The organism is Ruegeria sp. AN11 (assembly GCF_056536005.1).
Genome location: NZ_JBQFJD010000002.1, coordinates 587,412 through 599,826 on the forward strand (window position 1 = coordinate 587,412; position 12,415 = coordinate 599,826).

Genomic DNA, 12,415 nt, shown 5'->3' on the forward strand with positions numbered 1-12,415 from the left:
GCCATGACACAGCAGAGCACCTTTCTGATTTTGGCCCCCATTGCGGAGGGACGCATCGAGGATTTGCGCGCGCTGCTGTCCGAGATGGTGCTTAAACCGGGGCTTGCGGATCCCAAGAACCCGATCGTGCCCTTCGCTGATTTCGATCGTTTGCACGTCGCGCGGTTATTTCTTCCGCAAGTCGACACATGGCGGGACATTGAAGCTTATGGCGTCGAAGCGCGCGCCTTCCCGCCGCATCTGGCGTTTCTGGGCGATATGGACGGAGACCGGGACAGCTTTCTGGTTGAGATGGCAAATCACGCGGGCGAAGGGTTGCGTCGCATCTTTTCGCATTGCGAGGACTTCCGTGAAGGTACGGACCTGCGTGATTGGATGGCCCGGCACAATGTGGTCGAGGCCGCCAATTACGTAAACAGGCGCGGTCGCACGGTGCAGCAGATTCACGAGGAAGCCGCGCTTGCGCACGCTCTGAAATTGGAATTGCACGCGCTTATTGAGGCCCACGGGGCAAAAGATGCCATCCTGCTGCACGAGCGGTTGCAGGAATTTGTCTCGGCCGAACGGCGCGAAGGACGCCTGCGCCTGACGCCGAGGCGGTCACCTTCGTTACGGCGGGTTTTCATCGACTGGACCGAAAAATTCGGTGTGCCGTTGGTGCTCTTGGCGATATCGCCGCTCGTTCTGCTGGCCTCGCCGCTATTGATCTGGCGCCTGCGCCGACTTGAGCGTTCGGATCCCGAAATCCTGCCGCGCCCGGATGACACGCATATCGCTGCGATGGGCACTTATGACGACCACGACGTCACCAACCCCTTTTCGGCGGTTGGCGATCTCAAGCCCGGTGGATTCCGGCGCGCGGTGACAACTGTTGCGCTGTATCTGTTGAATTACGCAGCAAGGCACATCTTCTCGCGAGGCTACCTCACCCGCGTTCAGACAATCCATTTCGCGCGTTGGGTCTATTTCGATGACAAGCGCCGTGTGATGTTCTGCAGCAATTACGATGGCGCATTGGAAAGCTACATGGACGATTTCGTCAACAAAGTTGCCTGGGGGCTCAACCTCGTGTTTTCGAACGGCGTGGGTTATCCCAGTACGCGGTTTCTGATCAAGGATGGGGCCGAGCAAGAGCACAAGTTCAAACGCTTCCTGCGGAACCGCCAGCAAGCCACATTGGTCTGGTACAAGGCCTATCCCGGTCTTACTGCCGTCGATCTCGACAGGCATTCGCAAATACGCGCCGGGCTGGAACGGCGGCCGTCCGGGCTTCGCGCGCTGCGCAAATGGCTGGCCAAGATATGAGCAAAAACAAGGATATCCAGACCACACAGGTCGATTTCGCGGACATGCAAGGCTTGATCCGGTTTGGTTATGGCAAGCTGCCCGAGGCCGAGTTTCTGCTGCTGACCGTTTCGGATGCTCGGACCGCCCGGGATTGGCTGGCATCCGCACCCATAACGTCGGCCGAGTGGTTGGATACCCCGCCCGAGGTCGCGCTTCAGGTTGCGTTTACGGCTGGCGGATTGCGCGCACTTGGTTTGCCGGACAAGATTCTGGCGCAGTTTTCGCAGCCATTTCTGGCCGGAATGGCGGGCGAAGACAGCCGCATCCGAAGGCTTGGCGATTCCGGTGGAAACGCGCCGGAAAACTGGATGTGGGAAGGCGGTAAAGTCCATTTGCTGCTGATGCTCTATGCACGCGAGCGCGGGCTCGGCCCTTTCAAGTCGACAATTCTTGAACACGCATTTCACGATGCATTCGACATCATCCAAGAACTGCCGACGCGCCTGAATGACGGCATCGAGCCTTTCGGTTTTGCCGATGGTATCAGCGAGCCGAAAGTGGATTGGGACCGAAAAAGCCCCCCACCCAAGCATGGTCGAGAGACGTATTCCAATCTTATCGCACCCGGCGAGGTCGTTCTGGGCCATGTCAATGAATACAAGGAAGTCTCCTCCGGTCTGCTGATCACCGCCGAAGATGGATCAACGGCGCATGCCGGCGCGGCCTCGGGGGACAACGGCTTTGGACACAATGGCAGCTATCTGGTCATGCGCCAGCTTGAACAGGACGTGCCGGGGTTCTGGCGACATCTCGACTCGGTGGCGCATGGCGACGCCGCGCACCGCGAAGCGCTGGCAACGGCGATGGTGGGTCGCGCGCGGGACGGCACACCGATGATAAAGGGCAGGCGCGAGATCGAGGGCGGGCGTCAGGGAAACAATTTCACCTACGAGGATGACATCGATGGCGTGGTCTGCCCGGTTGGCGCCCATATCAGGCGCGCCAATCCGAGAACCGGTGATCAGCCACCCGGTGTCACCAGCCGATGGGCCTGGATCACCAGCACGCTTGGGTTCCGCCGCAGGCGGGACAAGCTGCCGGGACGGCATGATCTGGTTGCGTCGACACGCTTTCACCGGCTTGTCCGTCGCGGGCGCGCATACGGGCCGCCGCTGTCGCCTGAACAGGCGCTGTCAGGCGAAGGGGCCGATCAAGAGGCAAGGGGGCTGCATTTTGTCTGCCTTTGCGCCGATATCACGCGCCAGTTCGAATTTGTGCAGAACGCCTGGATGTCTTCACCTTCCTTCGATGGTTTGCACGGCGAGGCGGACCCGATTGTCGGCAGCCGCGAGCCCGTCGGCGGCGTGGCATCAGACAGTTTCAGTATCCAGCGTGCAACCGGTATCGCCGAGCGGCTGGACCACCTGCCGCAATTCGTAACCGTCAGGGGTGGCGGCTATTTCTTCCTGCCCGGCTTGCGCGCGTTACGCTTGCTCGCAGAACAGAAGGAATAGGAGATCCTCATGCGCGCTATCCTTCTTTTCATCCGCCGTTTTCTGCATTCACTACTTCAGATCGGGTTGCACTTCGAACGCAGGTTGGAGCCATTTTTCCGCCCGCAGCTAAACCGCCTGGTTCGCGCACCTGCGGCGCGCTTTCTTCAGCGTCTCAAGAACCGCAAGCGCCCGAACCTTGGGCTTGGCCTGGCCGAGGAGAAGATATTTGACTGGGAAGAGGAGGCGCTGCAGACAATCATCGACGAGATGCGCGAGCAGATGAACCTGCATTTTCAACCCGGTGCCTACGAACGCGGTGGCAATACCAAAACACACGGGCTGGTACGCGCAACCTTTACGGTGAATCCCGATTTGCCCGAACACCTGCGTAAAGGCGTATTTGCGACCGAACGAAGCTATCCGGCCTATATTCGCTTTGCCGGGCCCGGCCCGGATGTGCCTGAAGACATTCGGGATGTCGGGTTCGGGTCGATGTCAGTCAAGCTGATGGACGTGCCGGGGCCGAAGCTGATGGAGGAGGAGAAATTCACTCAGGACTGGCCCGCCGTCGTCACGCCGACATTCGTGACGCCGGACGTGCGCGAGAATGCCAAGCTGCAATACTGGAGCACTATTGACGAGCCGATCTGGTATTTCCTGAACCCAAAGGATTCACACCTGATTGACTTCCTCATGCAGGGTCTGTGGAACGAGACCCAGTACAATCCGCTGGGCCAGCGCTACTTCAGTTGCGTGCCGTACCTTTTGGGCGAAGGGCAGGCAATGCTGTACTCTTACAAGCCTTTGACCGATGTGCCGATGACCATCCCCGGGGTTCCGTTCGGGCGCGTGCCACCGAACTACCTACGGGACAACATGTCCCGCGCCCTGCGCGCGGGTCCGGCCGAATTTGAGATGCTGGTGCAGATCCAGTCCGACCCGCACCTGATGCCGGTCGAGGATGCCTCGGTGCTGTGGCCCGAGGACAAATCGCCCTGGATACCCGTCGCGCGTATTCATATCCCGCAGCAGGAATTTGATACTCCGGCCCAGATGTCTTTCGCGCGGAACTTGCGGATCAATCCCTGGCATTCGCTGGCCGACCACCGCCCGCTAGGCAACCAAAGCCGGGCGCGGCGGCGAATGTATCAGGAACTGGCAGTCTTTCGTCAGCAAATGAACAAGGCCGCCCACATCGAACCGGACGGATCGGAGACGTTTGAATGAAGGTCGTCTGTTAGCGGCACTGTCGATGAGCGCCTTATCGAACAAGCTTTGGCCGGGTGTTTGCCTTTGACACCAGGTTGGTTGGAACCCTGATGTCGGACGAGGAATGCGTTCTTTGCTTTCCTTACTCAGGCGGTCCGAGCAGTGACCACCTTCCGAAAGGTCATCATTTCCGCAACCTGACCATGTCGCCGCCAATTGCAGCATGATCTAGGCTGAGTTTGCCTTCTGCCGGGCGAGGTCCAGGAAGATCTTTGCAACCGCCGACAAAGGCTCGTTTTTGGACCAGAACAGGATGGCCTGAAAGCTAAGCGGCGCCGCAAAGGGCAGGGCAATGCACCCGGGCATCGTTTTCAGGTAATCTCTGGACGATCCGACAATGGATACGCCCAGGCCGCGCGCGACCAGACGGCAGATCCCGTCCGTTGTCCGGGCTTCGTATTTCATTCGTCGCGTAACAGAATTGGCCTCAAAAAACCGATCCACTTCAAAGCGAAAGCGGGACAGGCCCATGTATGAGATAAAGCTTTCGTCCTGCAGATCGCGGGCTTTGATGGCTTCCTTGGTCGCAAGCGGATGACCTTTGGGCAGCACGCAATAAACATCGTCGTCATACAGCTTCAGGCTTTCAAAGGACGGGTTTGACGGCGGGCTTGTCTTGATGCCGAAATCATAGTTCTGCGACACCAGCCACTCGACAGTGTCGTCATTGGCTTCGAATTCCATGCGCGCCATCGCTTCGGGGCAGGTTTCCGAAAATTCCTTGATAAGATCGGGAGCCAGTTGTGACGCAAATGACGGGGTGGTAACCAGGCTGAGGCGTGCGTGGCCGAAATGACGGATCGCCGTCGCAGATTGCTTGATATGTTCCATGCCGCTGACGGCCTGGCGGACTTCGTTCACCAGTAGCCGCGCCTCTTCCGTCGGAACAAGCGCCCTGCCAGAGCGCTGAAAAAGGCTAAATCCAACTTCGGATTCCAGATCCGAGACAAGCCGACTGACCGCAGGCTGCGAAATTCCGAGCACCTCGGCGGCTTCGGTCACAGTTCCGGTTGAAATCACTGTCCGGAACGCATCGATTTGTTTGAACGTTATTTTCATATCCTACGTGTGCCACCATCAGATCTGTTTTCGCAAGGATATTCAAAACGATATTATCGACGTGGCGATGACGCTGGTTCCGCAATCGAACATCGCCCGCGAAACACGAGTAACGCAAACGGGATTTGTGCGGTCTGGCAAGGTTTTGATCCGCACCTATTGGTGGGGGCAGGCCTGACGCAGATTGGACAGCGGATAGTCGTTGAACATCGCCGGAGCCATCCAGGTCAGAAAAATGTCATCGTCAATCAGATCGGCAAATGCGGCCGTCATGACGCCAAGCTGCCTTACAAAGCCCGCTTCACGCTCGGGGTTGGCCTCGCCATGGGCGAAATCGCCCGGGTTCTCGATCAACCGGTTCGCCATCGACCGGATGCGTTCCGCTGAAATCGGATGGGTGTTTTCGCGCCTTCCACGGTCACTGGCCGGGTCGTGCCACCATGCGGCCTGATAGTACCAGAATATTCCCATGGGGTTTCCACCCAACCGTGCGAAATGATCCAGTGCGAAACTGTCGGCTTCGGCTTCCTGTTGACGGCTTTCTGCGCCTTCAACACCGGCCTGATGATCCAGCAGAACATGCCCCAGTTCATGAACCAGAATGAACTGAATTGCCGAAGAATAAATTTTGCCGCTCAGGTCATAGGTGTAGTTGTCGGCAAAGAGCCGGTCACGATCCAGACCAAAAGCGACAAGCGGGGCCGGCAGATCCTCGCCCGCCCGTAGAAGTCCTGCGAGGTAGGTCTGAATGTATTCCGTCGGGCAGTCCTGGGATTCAAACCAGGCGTGAAGCGTCGCGATATCATCGAAAAACCGTAACGAGGTCAATGGCATGTAGATTTCGCCATTTGCGGGTGACGCATAGAATGACATGGGCCCCGGTCCGCGTTCCGGGAAAAACAGCTGCACGTCACTGGCGGTGTCTCGAAACTGATCAGGCAGGCGTGGCACGATGTCCTGCCACATGACGGATTGAATCGTGGGAATTGCGCGGTCGCGAACGCGCTGAAGATCGGCAGGACTGTAGACGACTTCGGCCGCAAGACTGCCGGTCATCAGGACGTAGATGAGAATAACCAGCCTCAACATCCCGTGTGCCTGCCTTCAAATACCTCAAGCGCCGCATCGGAAGGGCGAACGCCTTCTGATGGATTTTGCGCCCAGCGTTCGAATTGCACCGGATTGCCCCAATCGTCCTGCCAGACCTGTTTCATCAAAGCCAGCTTGATGCTGATCAGGTCGCTCTGTGCCGAAGGGCGAACGGTTGTCGAATCCGCAAGGCAGTTCAGGGTCCAGATCTGATGGCGGGCCTGCTGGCGCGCATAGGCGTCGATCTCGGACGCCGCGACTTGATGGGACTGCTGGCTCAGAGATCCTGTGAAACTGCTGGGGGCGCTGCCTGATGCTTCGGCAACTTGTTCTTCCGCAGCGCTCTGCGGTGCCGCGTCGGAATAGGAAATGGGATGCGAAAGACTGACCCACGCGTACAGTATCACCGCCAACAGCGCGAAAACCGGTGTGGACAGGGCCATTGACCCGGCAACACCCAGCGGGCCACTGTCAGTCACCGTAATTTTTTGAACGGTTTTCCAGAATCCGACAAGAACAACCAGAGCGACGACAATGACTATTGCGGTCAGCAGCAATCGTTCGGACATTCGGAAGGCAATTATGGGGTTTAAACCTTCAAACATGTCTAAATCCTTTGTCTTATTGTGAAATCATACCACAGCTCCCGCCCTTCTCAAAAACGCTCATGTTCCCCGGCTGCTGCGAACCGCGCCGAAACACAGGTCGAACATCAGCGAACGCAGTTTCTGGCGCTAAGATCTGCAGATCGGAATGGAACCAAGCATCTTGACGACGCATGTGCGATTGCCCGCTTCTTGTGTTCGAGCACTCGATTTAGAATACTCGAGAGGTCAAGTCTCCTAACCGACTTCTCTGAATTTTGACCCGAAAACGAAAAACAATGTCGCGGAATGACATGTGTTGGTCTTAGATTCGATGAGTATGGCCAAGCGGAACGCCAGACGGCGTTCCAAACGAGAACGAGGCAAAGCATGCGATATTCCGGCTTTCGGGTCATCAAAGAGGCTCTGACCGGGCACAAGGGCTGGGAACCGGCGTGGCGCGACCCTGAACCTCAGGGCCAATACGATATTGTTGTCGTAGGCGGCGGCGGCCACGGTCTGGCCACAGCATACTATCTGGCTAAAGAGTTCGGCGAGGCGCGGATTGCGGTTCTGGAAAAGGGCTGGATCGGCGGTGGAAATGTCGGGCGGAACACGACGATCATTCGTTCGAACTACCTGCTGGACGGGAACGAGCCGTTCTACGAGTTTTCCCTGAAGCTTTGGGAAGGGCTGGAGCAGGATTTCAATTTCAACGCCATGGTCAGCCAGCGCGGCATTCTTAATCTTGTGCATACGGATGCGCAGCGCGATGCGGCACGGCGCCGGGGCAATGCGATGATCCTGAACGGCTCGGACGCTGAACTGCTGGATACAGCGGGTGTCAGGGCGATGTATCCATTTCTGAACTTCGACAACGGCCGCTTTCCGATCAAGGGCGGGCTTCTGCACCGGCGCGGGGGAACGGTGCGCCACGACGCGGTGGCCTGGGGCTATGCGCGTGGCGCGGATCAGCGTGGCGTGGACATCATCCAGAACTGCGAGGTCACTGGCTTTCGCATCGAGAACGGCAAGGTTCTGGGGGTCGAGACCTCGCGTGGGTTCATCGGGGCCAAGAAAGTTGGCGTGGCTGTGGCTGGGTCTTCAGGCCGGGTGATGGAAAAGGCGGGCATGCGTCTGCCAATCGAAAGCCATGTGTTGCAGGCGTTTGTGTCCGAAGGTTTGAAGCCGGTGATTGACGGTGTAATCACCTTTGGCGCGGGCCACTTCTATTGCAGCCAGTCCGACAAAGGCGGACTGGTCTTTGGTGGCGATATCGACATGTACAACACCTATGCCCAGCGGGGGAACCTGCCGGTGATCGAGGATGTTGTGGAAAGCGGCGTGGCTCTGATCCCGGCGCTTGGCCGGGTGCGTCTGCTGCGCGCCTGGGGCGGCGTTATGGACATGTCGATGGATGGGTCTCCGTTCATCGACCGGACACATATCGACGGACTCTATTTCAACGGCGGCTGGTGTTACGGCGGGTTCAAGGCGACCCCGGCCTCGGGCTGGTGCTTTGCGCATCTGCTGTCCACAGACCGGCCGCATGATGTCGCGACCGCCTATCGCCTGGATCGGTTCCGCACCGGCCACATGATCGATGAGAAGGGGGTGGGCGCGCAGCCCAACCTGCACTGAAGAAGACATGAGCATTTTCTGCAAAACCGGTAACCGGTTCCGCGGTTCGAAAATGCGACAGGAGCCAATGCCTTGATTATCAACCATCCGCTTCTTGGGCCCCGCGATGCGCAGGAGTTTGTCTATCTCGGCGACGCTGCCCTGATCGACCGCCCCGACTGGCAGGCCGAAAATGCTGCTGACGCCTTTCACGACTATCTCTATCTGCGCGACAACCCGGCCGGAGAGCATCGTGAGTTGTGGTATCACGAGCAAGGCGACCGGTCCTGGTTGGTGGTGACGCGCAACACCTTGACGCATGAGATCACATCCGTCGAACTGGCCCGTGATGTGGCCCGGGCAAGGGGGCGCAGCAAATGAGTGTACAGACCAACCGGTTGAATGGCGGTCTTGTCGATCAGACCCAACCCCTGAGCTTCAGCTTTGACGGTAAAAGATATCAGGGTCACCCTGGCGACACACTGGCCTCGGCTCTGCTGGCCAATGGCGTGCGGCTGATGGGTCGGTCGTTCAAGTATCACCGTCCACGCGGGCCGCTGACGTCCGGATCCGAAGAGCCCAACGCGCTGGTCGAACTCCGCTCGGGCGCGCGGCAGGAGCCCAACACCCGCGCCACCGTGGCCGAGCTTTTTGACGGGCTCGAGGCAAAATCGCAAAACCGCTGGCCGTCGCTGAAGCGGGATGTGTTGTCGGTCAATGACATGTTCAGCAACTTCCTGACCGCAGGCTTTTATTACAAGACATTCATGTGGCCGAAGGCGTTCTGGGAAAAGCTCTATGAACCGGCGATCCGGCGCGCGGCCGGTTTGGGCAGCGTGTCCGGACAGGACGACCCTGATGTATACGACAAGGGCTTTCTGCATTGCGATCTGCTGGTGATCGGGGCCGGTCCGGCGGGCCTGATGGCCGCGCTGACAGCGGGTCGTGCGGGTGCACGGGTCATTCTGGCGGACGAGGATTTTGTCCTAGGCGGGCGCCTTAACGCCGAAAGTTACGAGGTCGGCGGAATGGCCGGATCGGACTGGGCAGCGCAGGCCGTGGCAGAGCTGTCGGCGATGGACAATGTACGCCTGCTGTCGCGCACCACCGTGATCGGGGCTTTCGATCATGGCACCTATGGTGCTGTCGAGCGAGTGGCCGATCACGTACTGACGCCCGGTGTCGGGCAGCCCCGGCAGATCATGTGGCGGATTTATTCGAAACAGGCGCTGTTATGTGCCGGCGCAACCGAGCGGCCCATCGCATTTGCCAACAATGATCGCCCCGGCGTGATGCTGGCCGGGGCAACCCGGGCCTATGCCAATCGCTGGGCAGTGACACCGCACGAACACATGGCGGTGTTTACCAACAACGATGACGGTCATCGCACGGCTGCCGACCTGATATCCAAAGGTGTACATGTCACCGCCGTGATCGACACGCGGGCCGACGCACCCGCCATCGAAGGGACGGAACTGTTCGCCGGTGCGCAGGTAATCAACAGCAAGGGCAGACTGGGTCTGGGGTCGGTGACGGTCCGTACGGCGAAGGGGTTCACCCGCGATATCATATGCGGTGGTCTGGCTGTCTCAGGCGGTTGGAACCCCAATGTGCACCTGACCTGCCATCAGCGCGGGCGCCCGCAATGGAACGAGGGTCTTGCAGCGTTTGTTCCGGGTGACGTGTTACCGGTCGGAATGTTGGTCGCGGGGGCCGCGGCTGGCTTGATGTCGACCCACGGCGCGCTGAAATCCGGCGCAGAAGGGGCGGCGGCAGCACTGTCGGGCCTCGGGATTGCGGCGCAGGTCGGGGATGTACCGCAGGCCGAGGACGCACCGGTGAACCTGCAACCCTTCTGGTATGTGAAGGAGGGCAAGGGTCGCGCCTGGATCGACCAGCAGAACGACGTGACCGTCAAGGACGTCAAGCTGGCGCATCAGGAGAACTATGTCTCGGTCGAACATCTGAAACGCTATACCACGTTGGGTATGGCTACCGATCAGGGCAAGACGTCGAATATGGGTGGCCTGGCGGTAATGGCCGAGATGACAGGCAAGTCGATCCCGGAGACCGGCATCACCATTTTCCGCCCGCCCTATACGCCGGTTGCGATGGGTGCTCTGGCTGGCCGGTCGGTCGGCAAACATTTCCATCCGACCCGAGAGACGCCCAGCCACAAATGGGCAACGGAACAGGGCGCGGTGTTCACCGAAGTCGGCGATTGGCTTCGGGCACAATGGTTCCCGCAAAAGGGTGAGACGCACTGGCGGCAATCGGTGGATCGCGAGGTTCTGCAGACCCGCAAATCGGTTGGTGTCTGCGATGTTACCACCCTGGGCAAGATCGACGTGCAGGGAACGGACGCGGCTGAGTTCCTGAACAGAATCTATGCCAACGGGTTCGCGAAACTGCCGGTTGGCAAGGTGCGCTATGGCCTGATGCTGCGTGAAGACGGCATCGCCTATGACGACGGCACCGCTGCGCGACTGGCCGACGACCACTTTGTGGTCACGACAACCACCGCCAACGCTGTTCTGGTTTACCGCCAGATGGAGTTTGCGCGGCAATGTCTGTGGCCCGATCTGGACGTGCAGTTGATCTCGACCACCGAGGCCTGGGCCCAGTATGCCGTGGCCGGGCCGAATTCCCGCAAGTTGCTGGAAAAGATTGTCGATCCGGGTTTCGATCTATCGAACGAAGCGTTCCCGTTCATGGCCTGTGCCGTGATCACCGTTTGCGGCGGTTGCCGGGCGCGTTTGTTCCGTATCTCTTTCAGCGGTGAGCTGGCCTATGAAATCGCCGTGCCCACACGCTATGGCGATGCGATGATCCGTGCGCTGATGGAGGCGGGAGAGGAATTCGGTGTGGTTCCCTATGGCACAGAAGCCTTGGGCGTCATGCGGATCGAAAAGGGGCACGCCACCGGCAATGAGCTGAACGGCACCACCACGGCGCTGAACCTTGGCATGGGCCGGATGGTCAGTAAAAAGAAGGACTGCATCGGCAACACCCTGAGCGAGCGCGCTGGGCTGAACGAGGAAGACGCTCTGCGTCTGGTGGGCTTCAAACCGGTGGATGCCGGCGACCCCGTGGTCGCAGGGGGCCATTTGATGACCAGTTATGGACCGGTCGACGCGTCCCACGACCAGGGCTATGTCACTTCGGCCGCCTATTCACCGGTCCTGGACAGTTCGATCGGCATCGGGTTCCTGAAAAACGGTGCAGATCGGATGGGCGAGGTTCTGCGTCTGGTCAACCCCCTGGAGGGCAGCGAAGTGAAGGTCGAGGTGGTCAGCGCCCATTTTGTCGATCCCGATGGAGGACGTCAGCGTGCATAAACTGAAACCGCTCACACCGCTTGGAGGTGCCGAGCCCCGATCAGACGGCTTTCCCGGCTTGACGATCACGGAAAACACCTCGCGGGCGCTGGCGTCACTGACCGCACGTCAAGGGCATGAGGCAGCGTGTGTCACCAAGGCAAATGAGTTGATCGGTGCGGCTCTGCCTGCGCTGGGCCAATCGGTGGCGACATCGGCCTTTTCGGCATTCTGGATTGGTCCCGACAGTTGGATGATCGATGCCGATCACGCAAGCCACGAGATGCTGGCAGTTGAGGTCAAGGCCGCTGTCGGAGACACTGCTTCGGTTGTCGAACAAACCGACGGCTGGTGCCGGTTTGACATTACTGGCCCGACCGCCTGCGATCTGTTCGAACGGCTTTGCAATGTTGATATCCGAACCATGCAATCCGGTGCCGCAACCCGATGCTCGATCCACCACATCGGTTGCTACCTGTGGTGCCACGAGACCGGAACGTCCTTCTCCGCCCTTGGCCCTCGGTCCTCGGCCAAGTCACTTCACCATGCCATTACTGAAATAGCTGAGGCCGTGTGCCGGGGCTGAGGCGATTTCGTTGTCCGTGTTGGCGCATGTCAGCACGCGCCAACCTAATACCTTTCTTAGTGTCCTTGGTGAAATAAGACAGGTTTTAGCGCGGCCCCCGGCCAATGG

General features: G+C 59.2%; 10 protein-coding genes. 7 read left to right on the forward strand and 3 right to left on the reverse strand.

Going from position 1 to position 12,415, the window contains the following annotated elements:
• Positions 1-3: 3 nt before the first annotated feature.
• From ACR3EQ_RS22535 to ACR3EQ_RS22545, 3 genes are read left to right on the forward strand one after another with little or no spacing between them, the layout of a single operon-like run.
• Positions 4-1,305 (forward strand): hypothetical protein, encoded by a 1,302-nt coding sequence (locus ACR3EQ_RS22535; protein WP_170815995.1) that lies wholly within the window; start codon positions 4-6, stop codon positions 1,303-1,305.
• Positions 1,302-2,801 (forward strand): Dyp-type peroxidase, encoded by a 1,500-nt coding sequence (locus ACR3EQ_RS22540; RefSeq protein WP_170611655.1) that lies wholly within the window; start codon positions 1,302-1,304, stop codon positions 2,799-2,801. The genes ACR3EQ_RS22535 and ACR3EQ_RS22540 overlap by 4 nt, the downstream gene beginning before the upstream one ends.
• A gap of 9 nt (positions 2,802-2,810) precedes the next feature.
• Positions 2,811-4,010 (forward strand): catalase family protein, encoded by a 1,200-nt coding sequence (locus tag ACR3EQ_RS22545; protein ID WP_170611656.1) that lies wholly within the window; start codon positions 2,811-2,813, stop codon positions 4,008-4,010.
• A gap of 210 nt (positions 4,011-4,220) precedes the next feature.
• Here the strand turns inward: ACR3EQ_RS22545 and ACR3EQ_RS22550 are convergent, their stop codons facing one another.
• The 3 genes from ACR3EQ_RS22550 to ACR3EQ_RS22560 form a co-directional block, all read right to left on the reverse strand.
• Complete coding sequence (locus ACR3EQ_RS22550; protein ID WP_170611658.1) at positions 4,221-5,111, reverse strand: LysR substrate-binding domain-containing protein; 891 nt, start codon at positions 5,109-5,111, stop codon at positions 4,221-4,223.
• A 156-nt stretch (positions 5,112-5,267) separates the two neighbouring features.
• The gene (locus ACR3EQ_RS22555) at positions 5,268-6,200 is read right to left on the reverse strand and encodes a M48 family metalloprotease (protein WP_170611660.1); all 933 of its coding nucleotides are present in this window, start codon (positions 6,198-6,200) and stop codon (positions 5,268-5,270) included.
• Positions 6,194-6,805, reverse strand: coding sequence for a hypothetical protein (locus ACR3EQ_RS22560; RefSeq protein ID WP_170611662.1), 612 nt, complete (start codon positions 6,803-6,805; stop codon positions 6,194-6,196). The genes ACR3EQ_RS22555 and ACR3EQ_RS22560 overlap by 7 nt, the downstream gene beginning before the upstream one ends.
• A gap of 369 nt (positions 6,806-7,174) precedes the next feature.
• On the opposite strand from ACR3EQ_RS22560, the gene ACR3EQ_RS22565 reads away from it, so the two are divergent.
• The 4 genes from ACR3EQ_RS22565 to ACR3EQ_RS22580 all read left to right on the forward strand — a co-directional run bounded on the left by ACR3EQ_RS22565 (position 7,175) and on the right by ACR3EQ_RS22580 (position 12,307).
• On the forward strand, positions 7,175-8,425 hold the full coding sequence (locus tag ACR3EQ_RS22565; RefSeq protein WP_170611663.1) for a sarcosine oxidase subunit beta family protein: 1,251 nt from the start codon (positions 7,175-7,177) through the stop codon (positions 8,423-8,425).
• A gap of 72 nt (positions 8,426-8,497) precedes the next feature.
• Positions 8,498-8,785: a sarcosine oxidase subunit delta gene (locus ACR3EQ_RS22570; RefSeq protein WP_170611665.1), complete on the forward strand. Its 288-nt coding sequence runs from the start codon at positions 8,498-8,500 to the stop codon at positions 8,783-8,785.
• Entirely contained in the window at positions 8,782-11,742 is a 2,961-nt protein-coding gene (locus ACR3EQ_RS22575) for a sarcosine oxidase subunit alpha family protein (RefSeq protein WP_480492182.1), read from the forward strand. Before ACR3EQ_RS22570 ends, ACR3EQ_RS22575 begins: the two co-directional genes overlap by 4 nt.
• On the forward strand, positions 11,735-12,307 hold the full coding sequence (locus ACR3EQ_RS22580) for an aminomethyltransferase family protein (RefSeq protein ID WP_170611669.1): 573 nt from the start codon (positions 11,735-11,737) through the stop codon (positions 12,305-12,307). The genes ACR3EQ_RS22575 and ACR3EQ_RS22580 overlap by 8 nt, the downstream gene beginning before the upstream one ends.
• Positions 12,308-12,415: the final 108 nt, after the last annotated feature.